Here is a 22,796-nt window from a genome sequence, read left to right on the forward strand (position 1 = left end):
AGGAATTCGGGGGGGCAGCGTGATGAGTGGAATTCTCGTAATCAGCGAGCATCGCAATGGCGAGCTGCGGCCGGTGAACCGTGAGCTGGTGGGAGCCGCGGTCGCCCTGAAGGACGCGACCGGCGAAGCGCTGCGGGTAGCGGTCATCGGTGAGGCGCCGGAGCGCTACGTCGCCGAGCTGAAGCTCGCCGGCGTCGACGAGGTCCTTACGGTGCAAGCGGTCGTAGACGCCTTCGACCCGGAAATTTACGAGGCCTCGGTCCGGGCGCTGATCGAAGCGCGCTCACCCTCGCTCGTGCTGCTCGCCCATTCGGTCGACAGCCTTGGCTACGCAGCACCGCTCGCGGTGAAGAACGGCTACGGATTCGCGACCGATGTCTTCGGCATCGAACGTGACGCCGAGGGCTGGGTGGCGACGCGCGCCGGCTACGGTCAGAAGGTGAACATCGAAGTGGACTTCCCCGGTCGTTCCGTCGTCGTGCTGACGGTCCGCCCCGGCGCCTACAAACCCGTGGAGACTTTCGGCGAGCCCGCGGTTTCGGCCGTCCCGGCACCCACGGTCACACCGCGCAGCCAGCATCTCGGCTTCGAGGAGCCGGCCGGCGGGGACGACGTCAACATCCCCGGCGCCGAGTTCATCGTCTCGATCGGCCGCGGCGTGGGCGAGGAGGACAACGTCGAGCAGTTCAAGGAACTTGCCGACAGCGTCGGCGCGACGCTCGGCTGCTCGCGGCCGATTGCCGACGCCGGCTGGCTGCCCAAGGCCCGGCAGGTGGGCCAGTCCGGCAAGACCGCCGCCGCCTGCAAGCTCTACGTCGCGATGGGCATCTCCGGCTCGGTGCAGCACATGGCGGGGATGAAGCACGTCGAGACCATCGTCGCGGTGAATACCGACCCGGAGGCGTCGATCTTCACGATCGCTCGATACGGGATCGTCGGCGACATCTTCGAGATCGGCCAGGAACTGCGTAACCACTTCTGAGCACCACGGGGGCGAAAGCCCCCTCAGGGGGACTTCAATGAAGATTCAGCATTTGCCGCGGCGTGCGGCCGGTTTTCTTGTGCTCTGCGCCGCAGGCCTTGCCGCCACGGGCAGCCGCGCGGAAGAGGCGGCGAGCCCGCACACCGTGACGAGCAATGTCGGCTTCGTCAGCAACTATGTGTTCCGCGGGATCACCTACACCCAGAACCATCCCGCACTGCAGGGCGGCTTCGACTACGCGCACGCGAGCGGCCTCTACGCGGGAGTGTGGGGAACCAACGTGAGCAGCGACGCCATCAACGACGCGAGCCTGGAAACCGATTTCTACGGCGGCTACGCCGGCGCCGTGGATGATTGGAGCTATGACTTGGGGCTGCTCCAGTTTTACTACCCCGAGCACCCGAAGCTCCCGGGCAGCAACGAGAGCTACAACACGCTCGAGGCGTATGGGTCGGTCGGATGGCGCTGGCTCACGCTGAAGTACTCCCACACCCTGACGGACTTCTTCGGCTTCAACCACGACTCGATGGGCGGCGGCAGTTCGCGCGGCAGCGGCTACCTGGAGCTCAACGCCAAGGTCCCCTTGCCGGGTGAAGTCGTCCTGGGGCTTCACGTCGGCCGCCAGCGCGTGCGCAACTACAGCGACTTCAGCTACACCGACTGGCGGGCGAGCCTCGCCAAAACCTTCGGTGCCGGGTGGACCGCTTCGGTGACCTATACCAGAACCAATGCCGACAGCAGCTTATGGGTGGCCGACGGCAAGGACCTTGGCGAAAGTCACTGGATCGTGGGCCTGTCGCGCTCGTTCTAGGGGGTTGCCGCTTAGCGCGGCAATTCGCCCGCCGCGTGGCGGCAGACCTGGGCAAGCCGGTGCGACAGGGTGCCGGCGAACGCGTAGCGCACCGCGCTATCCGGAATCTGCCACTGCGCGGTGCACACGGCGCGGCCCGCGTCGCGGAACATCGCGTCGGCATCGCGCGAGCCGTCGATACTGAGTGCGATGCCGATGCGGGCCCCGACCGAGATCGCTGCGCCATCGATGTCGAACGGCGCGTCGAGCAGGTGGGCGACTGCTTCGGCCCATGCGGCCGCGCGGACCACCGCCGACACGTGCTCCTCGCCCGCACCGGCGCCGGCGAAGGCTCCCATGTCTGGCAGGGCCGGCAGGCGGCCGTCGGGGAGCGGCTGCCCGAGATGGACGAGGATGCCGAACTCGTCGCCGCGGTTGCGACCCACCGCCGCACCCGCGCGGCACAGCGCGGTAAGCCGCTCGCCGACGCTTCTGAGCAGTTTGTCGCCGATCTCGCGGCCGTGGCGCTCGTTGATGCGCGCGAGATTGTCGATGTCGAGGCACAGCAGCGCGAACGGACGCACTGCCGCCGACTCGGCCTCGAACGCGGCGGCGATGAATTCGCCGAGCAGGGCGCGCGTCTTCAGTCCGGTCAGCGCGTCGCGCAGCGATTCCCGGGTGACCCGCTCTTCCTCCTGCTTCTGGTCGCTGATGTCGGAGATGAAACCTTCGATCGCGAGCAGCGTGCCGTTGCCGGCGAACACGCCGCGGCTGCGCTCCTCGACCCAGCGCTCGCGGCCTTCGCGCGTACGGATGCGGTAGCGCAGCTGAAAGGCATTGCGGCCGGCGAGCTGACTCTGCACGTAGTCCCACACATAGGTGCGGTCCTCGGGGTGGATCAGCTGGTCGTAGGACGCGTGGTCGAGGAGATCGACGGCCTCGTAGCCGGTCAGCTCGAAGCAGCCGTCGCTGACGAATTCCATCGTCCACGCGCGGTCGTTGCGGCAGCGGAAGGCCATGCCGGGCAGGTGGTCGAGCAGGGTGGAGAGGCTGCGGTCGCGGGCGTGCAGCAGATCTTCGGCGCGCTTGCGCGAGTTGATGTCGGTCATGACCCCGGTCGCGCCGTTGATCCCTCCGCGCCGTCCGCGGCGCGGCTTGAGTCTCACGTCCACCCAGCACTGCCGGCCGTCGCGGCAGATCAGGCGGGTCTCGAAGCGACAGGTTTCCTGCCCGGGCTGCATCACCTTGAGCAACTGCTCGCGGTTGAGCGCCTGGTCGTCCGGGTGGACGAAGTCGAAGAACGAATGCCCCACGCAGTCGCGCGTATCGAGGGCGGTGACGTCCTTCCAGGCGCGGTTGAGGAAAGTGAGGGTGGCGTCCGTATCGGTCTGGAACACGATGTCGTCGATCCCGTCGACCAGCGAATGATCGTCCTGGGCCAAGGGCGCCGGCGGGACGGATGCGCGGCCCGCCGCCTGGGCGTGCGCGCGGCGATTGCATAGTTCCGCCGAAAATATGAATATCGACGCGACCGTCAGGCTCACCGCCGCAAGCACCGGCGATGCCGGTATCCACGCCATGCTTGCGCCGAGCGCATATGCACACGCGGTGGCGGCGCCGACAAGATACAGCCATAGGCTCAGCATGCGCTGTCCTCCAGGACTCTTCGTAGGTGGAACGATGATCTTCGATCGAATAGATTCCAGCCGCGCCTGGCCATCATACTGGCTTCGATCGACGCCGCAAGGCGCTTGGTCGCTGCCTTGGGCAGTCGTGATGACGGTGGCGGCCGGGGCAGCGATGCTCCTCCTGATGCAGCCGATCCTCACCGCCGCGTGGACCCATCACGCCGTGCGTTTCATCGCAGATGCCGCGGAGTTGCAGGAACGTGCGTCCGCGTTGCCGCCGCTGCCGCACAACGAGGCCGCGCGCGAATGGCTGGAGAAAAGCCGCGCCTTGCTGGCGGACCTTCCGTTTCGCATTGACCTGCCCGATGCAGTGCCGCCGGAAGCCTTCAACAACGTCTCCAGTGCCCTGCCTTTCGTCGAGACGGCAACGCTCACCGTAGCCGAGGCCCTGCGTCGCCACCTGCGCGTGGACATCGCAGTGCGCATGGCCTTGCTGATCGTCGCCGTGGGCGGCGCCTGGCTCGGCGTTCGATTGCGCCGCCGCGGTATCGAGCAGGCCGCGCGCGAAGCGGCCGTGAACGGGCACGCCCACGTCCCTCCGCCTGACCGCTGGCTCCAGTTGCTGGACGATGTCATGTCCGAACTTGCCGGTCCTGCCGTGGGCCAGCAGGCACTCACGAAACTGTCGCAGATCGTGCAGGAGGCGCTCGGCGCGAGGGTTTGCGGGCTGTGTCTGAACGACGAGGTCCGCGAGTCCATGCAGCTTCCGCCCGCCATCCACGCGGGCGAGCTCGGCTGGGTCCAGCTCGAACAGCTCCGCGCCTTGCCGGTCGCCGGGCGCTACCAGATGTTCGAGCTATTGCCTGCGGGGGCCGCGCAGGCCGGCCCGCTGTGGGAGGGCTTGGCGGTGCCGCTGGGTGATGGCAAGACACGCTACGGCCATCTCTTCGTCATCGGCCGTGACGTGCCGGAGAGCCTCTCGTGCTTGTTGCAAGTGGTGGAGCTGGTGGGCAAGCACCTCGCCATGGCGATCGCCCATTGCCGGCGCAATCAGGAAGGCCGGCGCATCGCCCTCATCGAAGAGCGCACCTCGATGGCCCGCGAGTTGCACGACTCGCTCGCCCAATCGCTGTCCTACATGAAAATCCAGGTCACCCGCATGCAGAAGCTGCTCCTGCGTGGCGCGCGACCGGAGGAGGTGGCGGGCGCGGCGGAGGAGGTGCGCGAGGGCCTGAATGGCGCCTATCGCAAGTTGCGCGAACTGCTCAATACCTTCCGCATGCAGATCGATGCCGGGGGCCTGGCGGCGGCGCTGGAGGAAGCACTGGAGGACTACGGCGCCCGCAGCAGCGTGGCCATGACGCTCGACAACCGCCTGGGCGCGTGCCGGCTCGACGTCAACGAGGAGTTCCATGTCGTGCAGATCGTGCGCGAGGCCTTGTCGAACGTCGTGCGCCACGCCGGCGCGACCCAGGCCACGGTCCGGCTGGCCCTGCTCAACGACGGCTTGACCGCGGTGACGGTCGAGGACGACGGTCAGGGCTTCGATCCGGTGGTGGACACCCGCAATCATCATGGCACGACGATCATGCGGGAGCGCGCGCTGAGCCTGGGCGGCGCGCTGTCGATCGAGCGGCGGGAGGAGGGCGGCTGTCGTGTCACGGTGCGCTTCAAACCTACCGTCCTGGAATGGTGAGCAGGGCGCCGCGGACAGGGCGGCGAAGACGGAGTACGATCGCCAGGCAGTAAAGAAAGTCGCCGACACAGGCGACGATAACGACATTGGAGACCGACAGTGCTGGAGACCAGTCACACCGTCCTGATCGTGGACGACCACGCGCTTTTCCGCAAAGGCATTGCCCAGTTGATCGAGATGGAATCCGAATTCCGCGTCGTCGGGGAGGTCGGTTCCGGGGCGGCGGGGGTCGAGATGGCGGAGCGGCTCAAGCCCGACGTCATCCTCATCGACCTCAACATGCCCGGCCTGAATGGCATCGATACCCTCACGATGCTGCGCGAACGCGGCGTCGATGCCCGCTTCATCATGCTCACGGTGTCGGACAGCCAGCGCGACGTGGTTGCCGCGCTGCGGGCCGGTGCCCATGGTTACCTGCTCAAGGACATGGAGCCGGATGACCTCTGTATTTCGCTCAGGAAGGCGCTCACTGGAGCCGCAGTGTTGAGCGAAGCCGTGACCGGCAGCCTGATCGAGGCGGTCGCGACCGGACAGCCGATGCCGGCCACCGAAGCCAACCTCACCGCACGCGAGGCGGAAGTGCTCAACTTCCTCGCCGAGGGCATGTGCAACAAGACCATCGCGCGCGAACTGGGGATCAGCCTCGGCACCGTCAAGGTGCACGTCAAGCACGTGCTCTACAAGCTCAATCTCCATTCCCGCCTGGAAGCCGTGGTCTGGCGTCACCAGTGCGAGGATGCCCGCCAGCGCTCGGCATCCTGACCTGAGCTGAGCGACCCGCGGCGGCCCGCGCCTCCCGGCGCCGGCCGCTGCGTTCATTTCCGCATCAAGCACCCCTTCCCCATGCCTACTTGTGGGTATGCCCCTTTGGAGCATTGTCGCGCGCTCCGGCTCTTCCAATAATTCCCTCACACGTTCCCGCCGCGCATTGCGAGGACGGATGGAGACGAAGGCCCATGTGCCGCCGGTTCGGGGCAAAACAACAAGGAGGAGTCATGACGTCGGCAATCTATGCAAAAGCCGCCTTTCGCGCCCGCAGCATCCGCTGGGGGTTCATCTGGGCGCTATGGTGTGCGGTGCTTTGGGGGGCGTGGTACGTGCCGGGCGCGGCGATCTGGCAGGAGCAGCCGTTCGCCGCGATCGATATGAACGATACGCGGCAGTTCCTGACCGCCGCCGCAGTCATCACCACATTCAACGCCTGCGCCGTGCTGCTCTTCCTCTTCCTCTGGCTGGTCGTGCTAGACAAGTTCGGCGACTTCGTCAGGACTGCGACGCGAGTACGCAAGATCTCCAAGTGGTACTTCGCGGCCGCGATCTTCGGCGGGCCGATGGCGATCTTCGGGTCCTTCCTGGCGATGGGTTACGTCGGGGCAGTGTTTGCGGCGATTTCCGGACTGCTGTATCCCATCGTCGGAGCCACCATTGCCCGCGCCTGGTACAAGGAAAGGATCACCATGCGCGCCGCGCTCGGCATTCTGGTGATCGTCGGCGGCGGGATCGCGATCTACGCTCCGGGCATTCTCGGCGAGCTGTCCAACGCCTCGACGAACAAGGTATCGTGGCTCGGCTATCTCGGCGGCGCCATGGCGGCGTTTGGCTGGGGCATCGAAGGAGCGGTCGCGGGTCGGGCGCTGGATGTGACGGATCCCGACTGCGGCATTACCGTTCGCTTCACCGCCGAAGTCTTCTACTGGGCCTGCCTGGTGCTCCCCGCGTTGGCGCTGTTCGGTGATGTCGACGTCATCCAGCTGATCCTCGCCACGCTCAATCTCAAGGCGCTCACGTGGCTGCTGCTGGCCGGCATCACCTTCGGCTTCTGCTACGTGTCGTGGTACAAGTCCTTCCCCTTGATCGGCGTCGGTCGCGGCCAGGCGATCGCCGCCCTCTATGGCGCTTTCGCAGTGGTCTTCCTGGCCGTTTTCACCCTGCAGTTCCCGGCCTGGAACTTCCTGGTCGGCCTCGCCCTGGTCGTGGGCGGCGCCTTCATGATGTACACGGAAAAGAGCGACGTGCTCGAAGTCGTGCGCGCCCTGTGAAAACCGAAGCACTCGAAGCGAGGAGACGACAGATGGCAAGGGTTCATATCAAGGGCTACATCCTGCAACTCATCGCCCAGACCGAGGGCATCTGGGACAACGAGATCGCGACCGCGGTCTGTGCGGAATACGGCAAGGACGGTGCCTACTGGCATGGGTCGGTGCGCGTCATCCTCACCGACCTCTATTCCGGAGGTTTGGTGAAAAGCCTCGACGAGCGTTTCGACGCGTACAGCGACAAGATGCGCTTCCGCTTCGCCCTGAGCGATTTCGGCCGCCAGCGGATGGCCGATACAGGGCTGCTTTGAACCTCTTCAACGGCACGACAAGGAGACGGACCATGTCATCATTCTGGGGTTATCCGGGAGCGGACACGCTCGCATTGATCGTCATTTTCACGCTGAGTCTGGTGCCGCTCTACCATGCGCGCACCTTCGTGACGAAGATCTAGCCAGCATCAGTTGGATCCGCGAGGCGTTGCCCTCTTTGGGGGCTTCGCCTCGCAGGACGCCGTGTCATCGCCACGCCGAAATGGCCGCCTCCAGCCGCTGCCAGTCCGTTTCGTTGGCCGGTAGACCAAACCGAACCAGCGGCTGAGGATCGTAATGCCGAACGAGAATCGCCCGTTCGGCAAAATGCTTGACGAGCGCGTGCGCCCGGTCCGTCGTGACCGTCGCGAAGAGCGGCGTCCCGGCAACCTGGCCGAGCGGCGCCAGGAGCGCGCGCAGGCGCCGCCCCTCGGCCAACAGCGTCTCACGCGTGTCGGACTGCCATCTGCGATCGGTAAGCGCCTGCTTGGTGACCTCGCGCGACGGCCCGGCGACCGCCCAGGGGCCGATGATCTCGCGCAGCCGGGCAAGGATTTCCGGCGCGGCGAAGACGAATCCCACCCGCGCTCCGGCGAGCCCGAAAAACTTCCCCGGAGAACGCAGCACGATCAGGTTCGGCGCCTCAGGGCTGCCGGCCAGTGCCGCGACGCTGTCCGCGGGCAGGGGGTCGGCGAAAGCCTCGTCCACCAACAGCCAGCCGCCCCGACCTGCGAGTTCCCGGGCAGCGGCGAGGATCGCTGCGCGGGGATGCGACTCGCCGGTCGGGTTGTTGGGGTTGCAGAGCACGATGACCGGAGTTTCGGCCACAAGCGCCTGCGCCAGATCGGCGTACGCCACGCGCTGGACTTCGTGTCCGGCCTTCGCCCAGGCCTGTGGGTGTTCGTTGTAAAGCGGCCCCATGACCGCCACCCCCGCGCGCGGGAAGAGGCCCGGCAGGGTCTGGATCGCGGCCTGCGACCCCGGCACCGGCAGTAGCCTCGGGCTACCGTAATACTGGGCTGCCGCGGCTTCGAGGCCGTCATCTTCCTCCGGCAGGCGCTGCCAGCAGGCCGACGACAGGCTCGGCACCGGCCAGCCGCGCGGGTTGATGCCGGTCGAAAGGTCGAGCCATTCCACAGCAGGAATGCCGTATTGCAGGGAAGCGGCAATGACGCGGCCACCGTGGTAAAGCATGGGGAGCTCCAGTAAACGGCAAAAACGGTGTACGGCGGGGAAAGGTCTTGCAGGTCGGAAGAATGGCGGTGGGAAGGCGGACCGGGTGCCAGTCATCAGATGCATTCCCGTTACCCCGGGGAATCGCAACACTTCATCTGGGCCGGTCTTCTGGCTTGCCCTCAGTCTTCTCCGGCGCCTTCCCGTGCATCGGCACAGTGGCTTGAGGCGGAGTCGTCAGGCTTACAGCAGCGGGGGCTGCGCCGGAATGTCTTGTCGTCCAAGAGTCACCGGCTTCCCGTTTCACCCGCTCCATGGTCACGGAGCAAGGCACCCATGCTCAAAGTATATCCATCGGCCAAGTCGTTTGGGAAGGGCCGCGCCGCAGGTTGCACCCCATCAGCCCTGCGGACGCCTGCGTCCGACCTGCGAAGGCGACACGCCGAAGAACTCGCGATAGCACCGGCTGAAATGCGGGGCGCTGGTGAAGCCGCAGGCGATCGCGACGCTCGTGATCGGCTCGTTGGTCTGCTGAAGCAGACGCCGTGCGCGGGTGAGGCGGGTTTCGAGGTAGTAGCGCGACGGTGTCGTGTTCATGTAGCGCTGGAACAGACGGTCGATCTGGCGCCGCGAGGTCTTGGCGTGCAGCGCGAGGTCGTCGATGCTCAAGGGCTCCTCGATATTGTTCTTCATCAGCTGCAGCACGTTTTGCAGCACATCGGGGAAGGTCGGGTTATCGACCAGGGTCGGCATCGGACTGTCAGGCAGATCGTCGAGCGTCCGGTCGCAGGAGAGGATCTCCTCGATGCCACGAACCATCTCCTCGCCATGGTGATGCCGGATCACCGCGAGCATCATCCCCAAGGCGCTGTTGGCCCCGGCGGACGAGATACGATCGCGGTCGATCACGAAGGGATTGGGCAGGAGTCTGACCTGCGGGCGCAGCTCTTCGAGTCCGGCGCGGCTGTCCGGGTGCACGGTGCAGCCATAGCCGTCCAGCAGTCCTGCGTGCGCAAGCAGGTAACTGCCGTTCCACAGGCTGCCCAGGATCACTCGGCGCCTTGCCGCCTCGCGCAACTTGTCCATCACCGCACGCCCGGGTTCCAGGTTCGAGCGGAAGCCGCCACAGATGATCAGGATGTCGAGATCGTTCGCGTCCAGCGCGGGCAGGGCGTCGTCGACCGAGATGTTGATGCCCAGGTCACTGCGCACCGTCGTCCCTTCCAGACTGTAGGTTTCGAAGCGATAGAGCGGCTTGCGGCTGATCAGGTTGGCGGTGACGATCGCGTCGACCGCGCCGGTGAAGGCCATCATCGAAAAGTGTTCGAGCAGCACGAAAGCAATCCGCCGGCAGATGGGCGGATGCGCATCACCGGACAATGAGCCCTGCAAGTAGGCTTTATTGCTGTGTCGTAAGCCGCTGTCGAAACTGCGCGGGGCCTGGCGCGCTTTGTCGCTCATACCTGTCTCCGTAATGCGACCGCGAGGGAAATATACCGCAGATTCTCGAAACTCCCCCGCCGCCCCGAAACGCTGGTCGCCGCTGCGATTGCCGGTGACGCCCGTCGTCGTGCGCCGACTGAAACCTGTCGCAATGAGGCAAGCGACGATCGACTGGAAGATTAGATTCGTCGGGGCAGACCGCCGAAAGCTCGGCGCGCAGAAAACAAACGGATTCAGGAGACACGCAATGTCGGTCATGACGGAAGGCAAGAACATTTACGTACTCAAGGCGAGCTGCAAGGGGGTGATCGGCACGGTCGCACGCATCTCGACATTCCTTGCCGAGCGCCACTGCTACATCATGGAAATGGCCCAGTTCGACGACATCCTGACCGGCCGTTTCTTCGTGCGGACGGTGTTTTCAACGACGCCCGGCCGCACGCCTTCGTTCGAGGAGTTGAAGCGTGTCTTCGGCGACGAGCTGCCGCAGTCCGAAACCGACTTCGAATGGGAGATGCACGACACGTTGGCGCGCCCGAAAGTGCTCCTGATGGTGTCGAAGTTCGACCATTGCCTGGATGATCTGCTGTACCGGCATCGCACCGGCGAGCTGAAGATGGATGTGCCGGCGATCGTGTCGAACCACCCCGATCTCAAGCCGCTCGCCGAGTGGCACGGCATTCCCTTCCATCACCTGCCGGTGACGCCGGAGACGAAGGCGTCGCAGGAAGCCCGCCTGATGGAGATCGCCGCTGAGACCGGCGCCGATCTCATCGTGCTAGCGCGCTACATGCAGGTGCTGTCGGAGGATCTGTGCCGCAAGCTCTCGGGCCGCGCGATCAACATCCATCATTCCTTCCTGCCCGGCTTCAAGGGCGCCAAGCCCTACCATCAGGCGCACGAGCGCGGCGTGAAGCTGATCGGCGCGACCGCCCACTACGTGACGTCCGATCTCGACGAGGGGCCGATCATCGAGCAGGCCGTCGAGCGCGTGGACCACACCTATCAGCCGGAACACCTCGTCGCCGTCGGGCGCGACACCGAATGCCTGGCGCTGGCGCGCGCCGTCAAATACCACATCGAGCACCGCGTCTTCCTCGCCGGCAACAAGACCGTCGTGTTCCGCTGAACGGGGCCGAACATGGGCTTGAAGCTGGGGATCGACACGGGCGGAACCTTCACTGACGCGGTGCTCGTCGACGGGCGGCGCGAGATCGTCGCCGCCGCGAAGCAACTGACGACGCGTTACGACCTGACGGTCGGCATCGCCCGCGCCATCGACGGCCTGCCGCCGGCACTCCTGTCCGACGTGTCGCTGGTGTCGCTATCGACGACCTTGACGACCAACTCGGTCGTCGAAGGGAAGGGCTCCCCGGTTTGCGCCTTGCTGATCGGGTACAACGACACCCAGGTACGCAACAGCGGGCTCGTGGAGCTGCTCGGTCCCGAGTCCATCGTGACGATCCCCGGCGGGCACGATGCGGGGGGCGGCGAAGCCGTTCCCCTGGATGAGGAGGCGGTGCGGACGGCAATCCTCGCCCGGCGCGACAAGGTCTCGGCCTTCGCGATCTCTGCCACGTTCAGCGTGCGCAATCCGCGACACGAGATCCGGGCACGCGAACTGGTGCGGGAACTGACGCGCAAGCCCGTGACCTGCGGGCATGAACTCGCATCCTCGCTCGGCGCGCCCCGACGTGCGGCGACCGTCGCCCTGAATGCGCGCATGATCGCCCAGGTTCAGCAGCTGATCGAGTCGGTCGAGGTCATCCTGGCCTCGCACGGCATTCGGGCGCCGCTGATGATCGTCAAGGGCGACGGGTCGCTGATCAATGCCGAATCTGCGCTGAAGCGCCCGGTCGGGACGGTGCTGTCAGGTCCGGCGGCAAGTGTCCTGGGCGCGTGCGCGCTCAGCGGGCTGCGTGACGCGATCGTCGCCGACATGGGAGGTACGACGACCGATATCGCCGTCGTCCGCAACGGACGGCCGCAACTGAGCTTCGACGGCGCACTGATCGGCGGATGGCAGCCGATGGTCGAGGCGGTCCGCGTCTATTCGATCGGGCTCGGTGGCGATAGCGAGGTGCGCTTCAGCGGCGGCGAGGGCATCTCGATCGGTCCGCGCAGGGTCGTCCCTTTGAGCCTCCTGGCGAGCGAGCATCCGCAGGTCTTGCCGGCGCTCGAAGGGCAGGCCCGTTCCTCGCCGAATGCCAGCCAGTTGCGCTTCGCGCTCCGCCTGCAGAACGACGAGGCGCTCCTGGGGCAGCTGCCCGACGACGAACGCCAGGCCTGGGAACGGCTGGCGGACGGACCCGTGAACATGGAGCGGGCCGTCGAGGACGACCGCCGCCTCGCCCGCGCGCTGGCGCGGCTCGAGCGCAAGGGGCTCGTCATCTACAGCGGTTTCACGCCGACCGACGCCGCACACGTATTGGGTATTTCGACTCATTGGAGCACCACCGCAGCCGTGCTGGGAGCCCGCATCTGGGCGAGGCGGATGCGCAGCCTGTACGGTTACGGCAGCTGGGCAGACGGCGACGCAGAGGCCCCGTCGCGGGAGATTTTCGACCTCGTGATCGACGGCATCAGCCAGAAGCTCGTCGAAGCCGGCCTGCATGAACAGGACCGTCTCGGCGCCGCGCAAGCCGACAAGCTTGCGAAGCTGCTGACCGAAATGGCGATGCAGCGACGCCGGGATCCTTCGAAGGCGTCGGTGTTTTCGATGCAGTTTGCAGCCGATACACCGGTGGTGGCGGTGGGCGGACCGGCCGCCAGTTACTACCCGGAGGTCGCCCGCGGTCTGCAGGTGGGCCTCCATATGCCGCCTTTCGGGCAAGTGGCGAACGCGGTGGGCGCGGTGCTCGGCGAGGTTTCGCAGCGCGTGCATCTGACGATTACCCAGCCGGCGCGGGGCACTTTCCGCGTGTTCGCGAACGATGGGCCCAAGGACTTCAATCAGCTCGACGCCGCGGTCGCGCATGCCCGCGACTTGGCCGCCACCGAGGCGAGCGCGCTGGCGCGTGAGGCCGGGGCTGCGGAGGTAGAAGTCGCGTTCGAGCAGGACAAAAATAGCGTGAGCACCCAACTCGACGGCGACGTGTTCTTCGAGATGCGGGTGACCGCGATCGCGTCGGGGCCGCCGCGCTCAGCCCTCCCGCTCGTCGCGTGATTTGAAGATCCGCCATCGCGGGTTGCGCGAGCAGTCGCCACGTCCAACGGTAATCGCCAGATCGAGGCCGCCGGCCTCGTCGATCAGCGTCAGTCCCAGATTGACCTGTTCATGCAGGTGACGGCCCGCATCGGTCAGACGCACGCCCCGGTGCGACACGGGCCGAAAGCTTTCCGGTCGAGCGGTCGCTGACTTGAGCCGCTGTCATTGATCTCGTGACCTTGAGCCGCCGCCTTTCGGCTGAGTGACTTGGGTTACAGACCGACTTAAGTCGCCTCCCTAAGATTCGCGCTGCCGTTCTCACCTACTGATTACACACCTACCGCCAGGACTACTACCATGACTTTGATTTCGCGCTGCACCGTCGCCGGCCTGTTGGCCCTTTGCATCTCCTGCGGTGCCGCTGCCGCCGACAAAAACCTGTATGAGCGTCTGGGCGGCAAGCCGGCTTTGACTGCCGTAGTCAATGAATTGTGGGCGGTCGTATCCGCCGACCAGCGGATCAACGCCCTTTTCGCCAAGACCAAGCCGGAAGTCTTCGGCAGCCAGCTTGTCGACTTCCTGTGCGAGGCGAGCGGTGGTCCCTGCAAGTATCAGGGCAAGGACATGAAGAATGCCCACTCCGGCATGAAGCTGACTGAGGCCGATTTCAATGCGCTGGCCGACGATACCGTCAGGGCTCTCGACAAGTTCAAAGTGCCCGCCGGTGAGAAAAGTGAAGTCATGGGCCTTTTGAGCAGTCTCAAGGGCGACGTCGTCGGTCATTAAGCTGCATCGCATGCGCGATTAGGAAGGGCGGTTTAGCCGCCTTCCTTCGGAGACTCCCAGCATGGTCGAACGTGTCGTCGCCACCGAGAGTGCCTTGGCACTCATAGAGCAACTCATACTGAAGCACGGTCCCCTTGTGCTCCATCGGCCCTGCGCGTGCGGGGAGGAGGGACCTGCCAACTGCCTTCCTCAAGGAGACTTCATCGCAGGTACCGCGGACCTGCTGCTGGGGGAAATCGGCGGTTGCCATTTCTATATCACCGAGACTCAGCATGAATACTGGCAATACAATCAGCTCATCGTCGATGTGATGATCGAGGTCGGTGAAGGCGAATCTTTCTCGCTCGAAGACCTGGATAGCGGGTATTTACATACTCGCTCCCGTCTTTATTCCACCGAAGAGTGGGCGTTGCTGAGCCTCAAGCCCTTGCATTGAAGGGCTCCCCTGCGGGACGAAGATCGGACGCCCACGACTGAACAGCCCCTCCACTCACGAGTCGTCGTGCCCCTGGATACCCAGCCGGCGCATCTTTTCCCATAGCGTCTTGCGCGAAATGTCGAGCGCTTCCGCCGTGTGCGTCATGTGCCAATGGTGGCGTTCGAGTGTCATCTGCAGGTAGTCGCGTTCGCAGGCCATGAGATATTCGGCGAGCGACGGGGATAACGCGTCGTCCGTCTGTCCGGTCTCCAGGTCTTCCCCGAAAAAGGCTTCGGCGCCGAGGAGCGGGCCGGGGGAGAGGATGCAGGCGCGCTCGACTGCATGCTTGAGTTCGCGCACGTTGCCCGGCCAGGAATAGGACATCAGCGCCTGCTCGGTGCGCGGGTCGATGCGTCGGCGTTGGTCCTGATGGGCGCGATTGAAAAGCTCGACGAAATGGCGCACGAACCAGCGGATGTCCTCGGGGCGCTCGCGCAGCGGCGGGATGCGCAGATGGATGACGTGGATGCGGTAGTAGAGATCATCGCGAAAGGCTCCGGCATCGACCAATGCCTTGAGATCCTGGTGTGTCGCGCAGACGAGCCGGAAACTCACGTCAATCGGACTCTCGCTGCCGAGGCGCTGTAGCTTGCGCTCCTGAAGCACGCGCAGCAACTTGACCTGCATCGGCGGCGGCATGTCGCCGATCTCGTCGAGGAACAGCGTGCCGCCCTGTGCCTGTTCGAAATAGCCGCGCCTGGCCTTGGCGGCGCCGGTGAACGCGCCTTTTTCGTAGCCGAAGAGTTCGGCTTCGAGCAGCGATTCGGGGATCGCCGCGCAGTTGACGGCGACGAAGGGGGCCGCGGGGTCGCCCGCATGGCGATGAAAGAACTGTGCGACGTGCTCCTTGCCGACGCCCGATTCGCCGGTGATCAGCAGTACGCTGGCGCTGCGCGCGAGCCGCGGCAGGGTCTGGGCGATGCGCCGCATCGCGGGCGACACGCCGAGCGCGTCAGCGTCGGACTCCGTGCCCGCCATCACGCCATAGTCGTGCGCGAGCGCCTTCACCTTCGCGACGAGGGCGTCGGGATCGAAGGGCTTGGTGACGTAATCGGCAGCGCCGGCCTTGAGCAGTTCGACGGCCCGGTCGATGGTGCCGAAGGCGGTCATGAAGAGGAATGGCGGGAGCATCGACTGCCGCGCGACGAGGTCGAGGAAGAGATCGCCGCCGCTGCAGTCGGGCAGGCGGATGTCGCTGATCACCACCGCGTAGCGGCGCAGCGCGAGGGCTGCGGCCGCCTCGGTGCCGGTGTGGCACCAGTCGACGTCGAAACCTTCGAGGCGGAGCCGCTCGACGAGCGACTCGCCCATGATCTCGTCATCTTCAATCAGACAGAGCGGCGGCAGGACTTCTGCTGGCAGAGCCATAGGGGACCTCGATGGTGAAGGTGGTCGAGTCCGGCGCGCTGTCCACCGAAATCTCGCCGTCGAGCTGCTGCACGATCTGGTAGACGATCCACAGCCCCAGTCCGTGCCCCTTCCCGCTGTGTGTCGTGAAGGGTTCGAAGAGGTAGGGCAACTCCTCCGCCGGGATGTGCCGGCCGTCATTGAACACCGCGAGCGTAAGGCTATCGTCGGTGGTGTGGGCGTGCAGCCGCACGATGCCGCCGTTGCCCGCGGCGGCGACGGCATTGAGGAGCAGGTTGAGGATGATCTGGCGCACCAGCGTCGCCGGCAGCGGTAGCGGGGCGCCGAGCATGCCGTCGATGACGACCTTCGTCCCACACGCGTGAGCTTCGGCCTCGACGAGAATCAGCAGGTCGTCGATGTCCTGGGGTGCGAACGGTCGGTCTTCCACGCGGCTTTCGACGAGTAGTGCGGCGACGGTGTTGCGAATCTGCGTGAGGCCGCGTTCGAGCAGCGACAGCGTCTTTGCCGCAAGCGGATCGTCGCCGCCATGACGCTTGTAGGTGTTGATCGCGGTCAGCATGCCCGCGAGCGGGTTATTGATCTCGTGCGCGATCCCGGCCGTGAGGCGCCCGATCGCAGCAAGGCGCTCGGACACGAGCATCTGGCGCTCGAGTTCCTGCTTGTTGCGCAACTCGCCGACCATGCGGCGGAAGGCCGAGCCGAGCTGGCCGATCTCGTCGCGGCTGTGCGGCAGGTCGGCGAGGTGCGCCGCCTCCAGCTCGACCGGCACATGGCGCATCGCCTCCGCGAGACGCAGCAGCGGCTGGCCCGTGCGGCGCGACCAGAACCAGGAGATGGGGAGGATGACGGCGAGGACCACGAGGGTGACCAGCGCGGCGCGTCCGACGAGGCCCAGGAAGCGCGGCAGGAAGGGCGTCTTCGAGTAGCCGAGGATCACGTGGCCGAGCGCGACGCCGTCGGCGATCAGCGGCGACATGACGAAATACACGGGCGAGTCGACCGGTTCGAGGACCCGCTGTTCGGTCTGCGTGCCGCGCGACAGTTCGGCACGCAACAGGCCGTAAGCGCCCCCGCGGCTCGCCGCGCTGCTGCCGATGGGAAATTCGCGCGGCCGCGTCGACACGAAGACGCGGAAGTCGGCGTCGGTGACGAGCACGACCTCCGCCTGCAGTTCGGGGGCGGCGGGGTCCCGCTCGTGCGCCGATTGCAGGATCTCGTAGGCTCGCCAGATGTCGTCGTGCAGGACCGGCATGATGAGCGTGTGGGCGAGCACCCGGCCCATGCTTCGGGCATGGCCCTCGAGGTTCTGCCGGATTTCCTCGTATTCGCGCGCGACGAGGGCGCCGGTGACTGCGAGCGCGGTCCCGAGCACGGCACCCATGACCCGCAGCGGAATCTTCCAGCGGAGAGAGAGATCCGAGAGCGCGCTCACAGGCGCTCCACCCGCGCGGCCATGTGTGCGATCTCGGCGAACAGCTCCGGACTGGCACGGGTGAAACCGTCGAGGCGCAAGCGTCGCAGCAGCTCCTCGCCGACCGGATCGGCCGCCATCCCGAGCAGCACCGCCCGAAAGCGTTCGAGCTCGGCGGGCGGGATATCGGCGCGGGCGACGAAGGGCGGATAGCCGAGCAGCGGCGAACGCTCGACGATGCGGGTCGCGCGCGTGAGCTCGGGGCGCAACTCGGCGAGCGTCTCCCATACGTAGCCGTCCACCGCGCCGCCGTCGGCGAGCGCCACCCCCACGGCCTCGACGACCTTGCGGTGCGCCCAGGTGAAGAAGGTGCGCCCGAAGAAGTTGCCCGGATCCTCCTTGTGCGTCGCGAGCAGGTAGCGTGGATACAGGAAGCCGGAGTTGGAGTCCGGATCGGAGTACGCGAAGACCTTGCCGCGCAGGTCGGTGATCGAGGCCGAGCGTGTGTCGTCGGCGGGCACGATGATGTAGGAACGGTATTGCGGGCGGCCCTGCCACAGCGGCACGGCGACCAGCTTCAGCTCGCGCTGATGGCGCACGTAGGGATAGCCGCAGACCCAGGCGAAGTCGAGCTTGCCGCTGCGCACGAGGTCGACGATCTCGCGGTAGTTGCCGCGCTGGATGAAGACCACCGCACGTCCCAGTTTTGCTTCCAGCCAGCGCTGCCATTCGCGCAGGAAGCTCATCTGGTCGTCGAGGAAGACCGGTGTCAGACCGATGCGCAGCGTCTCGTCGCTCGCGCCAGCCGGCAGGGGCGCGAGCGCAGCGAGGAGCGCCGCGCAGCGAAGGAAGCGTCGGCGCGATTGCGATCCGGGGCTGCGATTGACCCTGTCCATGGCAGGGATGATATGCGCCCGCCGCGCGGTCTGCCACTGCCGCGGAAAGGACGTTACGCCGCGGTAGCACCTTGCGCCGCAACATCTCTGCCGGGCGTTACGAGGTCGTAACAACTCGTGTCATGCCACCCGAATCGCAATCGTGCTAAGACTACTCTGCCGTACGGGTTATTGCGTGCCGGGCCTTTGCTGGCGCGGATTTTGCGACTCAGGATCGTGAAGTACAGGCGTCCGGCGCCTTCACAAATGTGTGTTTCGTGAGCCCTGCCGGAACAAGGGTCGCAACATCGCAGGAGGTAAGCACATGAGTGAAGAACTCAGGGTCTCGGCCATCGAGACCAGGGAAAAGGCGGGCAAGCGCCGCTTCGCGATGGTGGTCGATACGCGCCGCTGCATCGGCTGCATGGCGTGCCAGGTCGCATGCAAGGCGGAATACGACACGCCGCTCGGTGTCAATCGCACTTGGGTGCCGTACAAGGTCGTCGGCAAGTATCCCAACGTCAAGAAGCAGTTTCTGCCGCGGCTGTGCAACCACTGCGACGATCCTCCGTGCGTGCGCAACTGCCCGGTCGGGGCGACCTTCAAGAACGAGGATGGTGGCTTCGTGCTGCAACGCTACGAGCGCTGCATCGGCTGCCGCAGCTGCATGGCGGCCTGCCCGTACAACGCGCGCTTCATGCTGCCCTCGCACCGCACCTACACGCCGATCACGAACGTCGTCGACAAGTGCACCTTCTGCTTCCACCGCGTCTCGCAGAACCTCGTGCCGGCTTGCGTGCAGACCTGCATCGGACGGGCGCGCGTGTTCGGCGATCTCAACGATCCGACGAGCGAGGTCTCCTACCTCGTCGCGAAGAACGCGACGCAGGTGCTGCGCCCCGAGGAAGGGACCAAGCCGCACGTGTTCTACATCGGCGCCGACCGCAACCAGACCGAGTTCGGTCGCGATGCCTACCGCCAACGGGACGTGATGGAGCTCGAGCGCTCCGCGTTCAAGCGTCACTTGAATATCTGAGGAGGCCATCATGGGTGACTACATCTGGTTCCACGATGTGTCGTGGCACGCGACCTACGCGATCTACTTCTTTGTCATCGGTATCTGCGCCGGTCTGTCCTTCCTGTCCTACGGCTCGTGGCGGACGGAGGCGCTGCGTCCGCTGCGCGAGAAGGCGGCCTACGGCTCGTTTGCGTTGCTGGTGGCAGGCGGGCTCCTGCTGATCGCCGACCTGTCGCAGCCCCTGCGCTTCCTCAACATCCTCAACCCGGTCTACCTGAACTTCACTTCGCCGCTCGCCTGGGGGGCGCTCAACATCGTGGCGTTCGGCATCGTGTCGCTGCTCTACCTTGTGGCGCTGCGGCAGGGCAAGGAGGCGCGCGGCAAGGTCCTCGCGACGGCGGCGGCGCTGCTCGCGCTGGGCTTGCCGGTCTACACCGGCTACGACCTCACGGTGCATCAGTCGCGCCCGGTGTGGAACACGCCCGTGATGCCGGTGCTGTTCGTCGCGCTCGCGGTGGCCTCGGGCTCCGCAGCCGGGGCGATCCTCGCCGGCTCGAACGCGGCGGCGCAGAAGCTGCTGCGCGAATACCTGCTGTGGTCGACGGCGGCGGTGGGCGTGATCCTGGTGTCGATCCTCGGTACGACGAATTACGGCGGGGCGGCGCAGGAGCTGACGTTCATGATCCTGACGACCGGCACGATGGGCCTGATCTTCGTCGGCATCGGCATCGTCGCTGGCACTGCGGCGCCGATCGCCCTGCTGCTGGCGCCCGTCGGCCGCGGGCAGACGGGCGTCGTGCTGGCCGGCGTGCTCGTGCTCGTCGGCGGGGCGGCGCTGCGCTACGCGCTGCTGATGGGCCCGCAGCAATTGCAGACCTTGTTCTGAACGGACCGCGAAGGAGATCAGGCCATGGAATTCCCGAAAATCACACGTCGCGCCTTCCTCAAGGTCAGTGCCGGGACGACTGCGGCGGCCGCGGCTGCGCCGCGCCTGCTGCAGGCGATGGAGAACGAGCCCGGCGGCAAGGACTTCAGTCCGGTGAATGCCGCCGAGCGCAAGGCGGTTCCGATCAATTGCCACGTGTGCAACGTCCAGGACGGGGCGATCGCCTATCTCGAGAACGACCGCGTCGTGAAGCTCGAAGGCAATCCCGAGCACGTATCGACGCGCGGCCGGCTGTGCGCGAAGGGCAATTCGGGCATGTGGTACAGCTACGACCCGGACCGGATCCTGTATCCGTTGCGTAGGGTCGGCGCACGCGGTGAAGGCAAGTGGAAGCGCATCACGTGGGACGAGGCGCTGGCCGAGGTCGCGGAGAAGCTCGATGCCGCGATCAAGGAGGACCCGAACACGATCATGATGAAATATGGGCGCAATCGCACTGGCGGCACGCTCGACCGCTTCATGCAGACGCTCGGCTCGGCGACGGTCGTGAACCACACTTCGGTGTGCGAGTCGTCGAAGAAGATCGGCATGGAACCGACCTGGGGCCCGGACATCGAGACGCCGGACTTCGCCAACGCGAAGTATGTGCTGAACTTCGGCTCCAACGTGCTGGAGGCGGCGTACTTCCACAACCCGCTGTCGCAGCGCATCGCCGAAGGGCGCGTCGATAACGAGATGAAGATCGTCACCTTCGACGTGCGCCTGTCGAACACCGCGGGCTTTTCCGACGAGTGGATTCCAGTGTTTCCGGCCACCGATGGCGCCGTGGCGCTGGCGATGGGCCACGTGATCCTGCGCGAGGACTTGCAGGACAGCGACTTCATCAACACCTGGACCAACGTCGCGGTCGACGAGCTCAAGGCGCATTACGCGCAGTACACGCCGGAATGGGCGGCGAAGATCTCCGGTGTGCCCGTCGAGACGATCGAGCGCATCGCGCGCGAGTTTGCGACGACCAAGCCGGCGACGCTGTTCACGTACCGCGGCCCGGCCAAGCACCTGTACGGCTCGTACAACGAGAAGGCGTGCATGATGCTGCCGATCATGACCGGCAACGTCGAACGGCGCGGCGGCTACTGCCTGCCGCGCGGCATGGGCTGGCCGCAGCCGCAGCCCGAGCCCGCCAAGCCGACCAAGGCCTCCTACCTGTCGCATCCGCCGGACTATCCGCTCGCGGCGCACAAGGTCAGCCACCTGGTGCCGTTCTGGATCGCCGAAGGCCGGCAGAAGATCAACGTCTACTTCACCTACCAGGACAACGCGGTCTATACGAACCCGGGATCGACGGCGGTGTGGGGCAAGCTCTACAAGGACGAGAAGCTGATTCCCTTCCTCGTCTCGATGAGTCCCTTCATGGGCGAGGAGACCGCGCTCGCGGACCTGATCCTGCCCGACTGCCCCTACCTCGAACGCTGGGAGCCGGAATCGATGCCGAATTCGCTGTGGCCCTGGCTGGGCATCCGCCAGCCGGTGCACGCCTCGCTCGGCGAATCGCGCGAGAACCGCATGCTGCTGCGCGACATCATCTGGAAGCTGGACCCGGACGGCAAGCGCGGCATGAAGCAGTTCTGGGACTTCAAGGACGGCGAGGACTACATGCGCCATCACTTCGACAACGTACCCGGCCTCAAGGAAGCCGGCGGCCTGGATTTCCTGAAGAAGCACGGCGTCTGGCCGATCTACGGCAAGCTCGACCCGAAGACCGGCAAGATCTCCGACAAGACCGGCCGCGAGATCAAGGCCGACTACGGCCTGTACCTCAAGGAGCTGTCGGCCGCCGACATGGCCGGCGCCACCGTCGATGGCAAGGGTGTCATCAGCAAGAACGGCAAGGCGATCGGCGTCCGCCGCGAGGGCAAGAACTGCGTCGGCTTCCCGACCGGCAACCGGCTGATCAATGTCCGCATCGACCAGTGGGCCGAGTACGGCTTCAACCCGATGCCGACCTTCAAGCGCATTCCCTGGCACGAGGCGATGAAGGAAGACGAACTGATCCTGTCGACCTTCAAGCTCAATGTGATGAAGCAGTCGCGCACCGCCGCCGTCAAATGGCTGGCCGAGATCGCCCACAGCAACCCGGCCTGGATGAATCCGGAAACCGCCGCCAAGCTCGGCGTCAAGACCGGTGACCTGGTCCGCGTCGAGAGCGCGGTCGGCCACCTGGTAACCAAGGCCTACGTCACCGAAGGCATCCATCCCAAGGTGGTGTCGATCCCGACCGGCTTCGGCCACTGGGAATACGGCCGCCTGGCGACCCTGAAGCTGAAGGACAAGAAAGGGGAATACAGCCACGGCGCCGACGATCCCGATCTCAACAACGTCTGGTGGGACGACAAGGGGGTGCATCCGAACAACATCATCCCGGTGGTGGCCGACCCGATCGGCGGTTCGCAGGGCTGGTACGACACCGTGGTCAAGGTGACCAAGGCCGGCCCCAACGACAAGTACGGGGACAGCGAGGGGGATTGGGACAAGCACGTGGCGGCCTTCAAGGAAACCATGCGCTACGCCTACACCGGCGACCTGCACCGCAAGATGCATCCGGAAATGGCCGCCTGGGCAGGCCCGGACAGCGTCAAGAAGAAGGCGCCGGGCGGGCATTGAGGCGATTGAGCAGAGCCCATTGACGATGGCTACCCGGCCCGCGCTCGACACGGGCCGGCATGGATTGGAGATCCCATGCTGAAGACCTTGTTCGCACTCG

20 protein-coding genes and 1 riboswitch are annotated in these 22,796 nt (G+C 65.7%); of the genes, 13 read left to right on the forward strand and 7 right to left on the reverse strand.

Annotated features, from left to right (window positions below):
• A partial coding sequence (locus VJ673_RS02110; RefSeq protein WP_324124365.1) for an electron transfer flavoprotein subunit alpha/FixB family protein occupies positions 1–982 on the forward strand: 982 nt, incomplete at its 5' end.
• Positions 983–1,019: 37 nt separating this feature from the next.
• Positions 1,020–1,793, forward strand: a complete 774-nt coding sequence (locus VJ673_RS02115; RefSeq protein ID WP_324124366.1) for a TorF family putative porin — start codon at positions 1,020–1,022, stop codon at positions 1,791–1,793.
• An 11-nt stretch (positions 1,794–1,804) separates the two neighbouring features.
• On the opposite strand, the gene VJ673_RS02120 is transcribed toward VJ673_RS02115, so the two are convergent.
• On the reverse strand, positions 1,805–3,418 hold the full coding sequence (locus tag VJ673_RS02120; protein ID WP_324124367.1) for a sensor domain-containing diguanylate cyclase: 1,614 nt from the start codon (positions 3,416–3,418) through the stop codon (positions 1,805–1,807).
• A 34-nt stretch (positions 3,419–3,452) separates the two neighbouring features.
• Between VJ673_RS02120 and VJ673_RS02125 the strand changes: the two genes are divergently transcribed.
• The 4 genes from VJ673_RS02125 to VJ673_RS02140 all read left to right on the forward strand — a co-directional run bounded on the left by VJ673_RS02125 (position 3,453) and on the right by VJ673_RS02140 (position 7,443).
• On the forward strand, positions 3,453–5,096 hold the full coding sequence (locus VJ673_RS02125) for a histidine kinase (protein WP_324124368.1): 1,644 nt from the start codon (positions 3,453–3,455) through the stop codon (positions 5,094–5,096).
• Between the two features lie 99 nt (positions 5,097–5,195).
• Positions 5,196–5,858, forward strand: a complete 663-nt coding sequence (narL, locus tag VJ673_RS02130) for a two-component system response regulator NarL (protein WP_324124369.1) — start codon at positions 5,196–5,198, stop codon at positions 5,856–5,858.
• Positions 5,859–6,091: 233 nt separating this feature from the next.
• Positions 6,092–7,135, forward strand: coding sequence for a DMT family transporter (locus tag VJ673_RS02135; protein WP_324124370.1), 1,044 nt, complete (start codon positions 6,092–6,094; stop codon positions 7,133–7,135).
• Between the two features lie 32 nt (positions 7,136–7,167).
• Positions 7,168–7,443 (forward strand): hypothetical protein, encoded by a 276-nt coding sequence (locus tag VJ673_RS02140; RefSeq protein WP_324124371.1) that lies wholly within the window; start codon positions 7,168–7,170, stop codon positions 7,441–7,443.
• A gap of 207 nt (positions 7,444–7,650) precedes the next feature.
• Here VJ673_RS02140 and cobD read toward each other — a convergent pair whose 3' ends face one another.
• On the reverse strand, positions 7,651–8,637 hold the full coding sequence (gene cobD / locus VJ673_RS02145) for a threonine-phosphate decarboxylase CobD (RefSeq protein WP_324124372.1): 987 nt from the start codon (positions 8,635–8,637) through the stop codon (positions 7,651–7,653).
• Positions 8,638–8,760: 123 nt separating this feature from the next.
• Positions 8,761–8,969: riboswitch (cobalamin riboswitch) on the reverse strand.
• Between the two features lie 46 nt (positions 8,970–9,015).
• Positions 9,016–10,077, reverse strand: coding sequence for a GlxA family transcriptional regulator (locus tag VJ673_RS02150; protein ID WP_324124373.1), 1,062 nt, complete (start codon positions 10,075–10,077; stop codon positions 9,016–9,018).
• 229 nt (positions 10,078–10,306) lie between these two features.
• Here VJ673_RS02150 and purU point away from each other — a divergent pair, with 229 nt between their 5' ends.
• A complete protein-coding gene (gene purU / locus VJ673_RS02155) occupies positions 10,307–11,188 on the forward strand; it encodes a formyltetrahydrofolate deformylase (protein ID WP_324124374.1) in 882 nt (293 codons plus the stop codon).
• Positions 11,189–11,200: 12 nt separating this feature from the next.
• Positions 11,201–13,225 carry a hydantoinase/oxoprolinase family protein gene (locus tag VJ673_RS02160; protein WP_324124375.1) on the forward strand — a complete coding sequence of 675 codons (2,025 nt, stop codon included), beginning with the start codon at positions 11,201–11,203 and terminating at the stop codon, positions 13,223–13,225.
• Here the strand turns inward: VJ673_RS02160 and VJ673_RS02165 are convergent.
• Positions 13,202–13,369 (reverse strand): hypothetical protein, encoded by a 168-nt coding sequence (locus tag VJ673_RS02165; RefSeq protein ID WP_324124376.1) that lies wholly within the window; start codon positions 13,367–13,369, stop codon positions 13,202–13,204. The genes VJ673_RS02160 and VJ673_RS02165 overlap by 24 nt on opposite strands.
• 195 nt (positions 13,370–13,564) lie before the next feature.
• On the opposite strand from VJ673_RS02165, the gene VJ673_RS02170 reads away from it, so the two are divergent.
• Together VJ673_RS02170 and VJ673_RS02175 are read left to right on the forward strand one after the other, a co-directional pair.
• Positions 13,565–13,993 carry a group I truncated hemoglobin gene (locus VJ673_RS02170; RefSeq protein ID WP_324124377.1) on the forward strand — a complete coding sequence of 143 codons (429 nt, stop codon included), beginning with the start codon at positions 13,565–13,567 and terminating at the stop codon, positions 13,991–13,993.
• A gap of 61 nt (positions 13,994–14,054) precedes the next feature.
• Positions 14,055–14,429, forward strand: coding sequence for a DUF779 domain-containing protein (locus tag VJ673_RS02175; protein ID WP_324124378.1), 375 nt, complete (start codon positions 14,055–14,057; stop codon positions 14,427–14,429).
• 54 nt (positions 14,430–14,483) lie between these two features.
• Here VJ673_RS02175 and VJ673_RS02180 read toward each other — a convergent pair whose 3' ends face one another.
• The 3 genes from VJ673_RS02180 to VJ673_RS02190 are packed head-to-tail and all read right to left on the reverse strand — an operon-like array spanning position 14,484 to position 18,149.
• On the reverse strand, positions 14,484–15,839 hold the full coding sequence (locus VJ673_RS02180) for a sigma-54-dependent transcriptional regulator (protein ID WP_324124379.1): 1,356 nt from the start codon (positions 15,837–15,839) through the stop codon (positions 14,484–14,486).
• On the reverse strand, positions 15,796–17,274 hold the full coding sequence (locus VJ673_RS02185; RefSeq protein ID WP_324124380.1) for a sensor histidine kinase: 1,479 nt from the start codon (positions 17,272–17,274) through the stop codon (positions 15,796–15,798). The genes VJ673_RS02180 and VJ673_RS02185 overlap by 44 nt, the downstream gene beginning before the upstream one ends.
• On the reverse strand, positions 17,271–18,149 hold the full coding sequence (locus VJ673_RS02190; RefSeq protein WP_324124381.1) for a substrate-binding domain-containing protein: 879 nt from the start codon (positions 18,147–18,149) through the stop codon (positions 17,271–17,273). Before VJ673_RS02190 ends, VJ673_RS02185 begins: the two co-directional genes overlap by 4 nt.
• Before the next feature lie 304 nt (positions 18,150–18,453).
• Between VJ673_RS02190 and dsrO the strand changes: the two genes are divergently transcribed.
• The 3 genes from dsrO to VJ673_RS02205 are packed head-to-tail and all read left to right on the forward strand — an operon-like array spanning position 18,454 to position 22,696.
• Positions 18,454–19,164, forward strand: coding sequence for a sulfate reduction electron transfer complex DsrMKJOP subunit DsrO (dsrO, locus tag VJ673_RS02195; protein WP_324124382.1), 711 nt, complete (start codon positions 18,454–18,456; stop codon positions 19,162–19,164).
• A gap of 10 nt (positions 19,165–19,174) precedes the next feature.
• The gene (gene nrfD, locus VJ673_RS02200) at positions 19,175–20,032 is read left to right on the forward strand and encodes an NrfD/PsrC family molybdoenzyme membrane anchor subunit (protein ID WP_324124383.1); all 858 of its coding nucleotides are present in this window, start codon (positions 19,175–19,177) and stop codon (positions 20,030–20,032) included.
• A 24-nt stretch (positions 20,033–20,056) separates the two neighbouring features.
• Positions 20,057–22,696: a molybdopterin-dependent oxidoreductase gene (locus VJ673_RS02205; RefSeq protein ID WP_324124384.1), complete on the forward strand. Its 2,640-nt coding sequence runs from the start codon at positions 20,057–20,059 to the stop codon at positions 22,694–22,696.
• The last annotated feature ends 100 nt before the right edge of the window (positions 22,697–22,796 follow it).

Source organism: Aromatoleum sp. (assembly GCF_035254505.1).
Classification (GTDB): Bacteria; Pseudomonadota; Gammaproteobacteria; order Burkholderiales; family Rhodocyclaceae; genus Aromatoleum.

Bases quoted from the DNA above. Each gene is read 5' to 3' on its own strand.
- VJ673_RS02115 (WP_324124366.1), top strand. From the start codon at position 1,020: ATGAAGATTCAGCATTTGCCGCGGCGTGCGGCCGGTTTTCTTGTGCTC.
- nrfD (WP_324124383.1), top strand. From the start codon at position 19,175: ATGGGTGACTACATCTGGTTCCACGATGTGTCGTGGCACGCGACCTAC.
- VJ673_RS02205 (WP_324124384.1), top strand. From the start codon at position 20,057: ATGGAATTCCCGAAAATCACACGTCGCGCCTTCCTCAAGGTCAGTGCC.
- dsrO (WP_324124382.1), top strand. From the start codon at position 18,454: ATGAGTGAAGAACTCAGGGTCTCGGCCATCGAGACCAGGGAAAAGGCG.
- VJ673_RS02175 (WP_324124378.1), top strand. From the start codon at position 14,055: ATGGTCGAACGTGTCGTCGCCACCGAGAGTGCCTTGGCACTCATAGAG.
- VJ673_RS02125 (WP_324124368.1), top strand. From the start codon at position 3,453: ATGATCTTCGATCGAATAGATTCCAGCCGCGCCTGGCCATCATACTGG.
- VJ673_RS02120 (WP_324124367.1), bottom strand. From the start codon at position 3,418: ATGCTGAGCCTATGGCTGTATCTTGTCGGCGCCGCCACCGCGTGTGCA.
- VJ673_RS02180 (WP_324124379.1), bottom strand. From the start codon at position 15,839: ATGGCTCTGCCAGCAGAAGTCCTGCCGCCGCTCTGTCTGATTGAAGAT.
- VJ673_RS02170 (WP_324124377.1), top strand. From the start codon at position 13,565: ATGACTTTGATTTCGCGCTGCACCGTCGCCGGCCTGTTGGCCCTTTGC.
- cobD (WP_324124372.1), bottom strand. From the start codon at position 8,637: ATGCTTTACCACGGTGGCCGCGTCATTGCCGCTTCCCTGCAATACGGC.
- VJ673_RS02140 (WP_324124371.1), top strand. From the start codon at position 7,168: ATGGCAAGGGTTCATATCAAGGGCTACATCCTGCAACTCATCGCCCAG.
- VJ673_RS02160 (WP_324124375.1), top strand. From the start codon at position 11,201: ATGGGCTTGAAGCTGGGGATCGACACGGGCGGAACCTTCACTGACGCG.
- VJ673_RS02190 (WP_324124381.1), bottom strand. From the start codon at position 18,149: ATGGACAGGGTCAATCGCAGCCCCGGATCGCAATCGCGCCGACGCTTC.
- VJ673_RS02135 (WP_324124370.1), top strand. From the start codon at position 6,092: ATGACGTCGGCAATCTATGCAAAAGCCGCCTTTCGCGCCCGCAGCATC.
- VJ673_RS02150 (WP_324124373.1), bottom strand. From the start codon at position 10,077: ATGAGCGACAAAGCGCGCCAGGCCCCGCGCAGTTTCGACAGCGGCTTA.
- purU (WP_324124374.1), top strand. From the start codon at position 10,307: ATGTCGGTCATGACGGAAGGCAAGAACATTTACGTACTCAAGGCGAGC.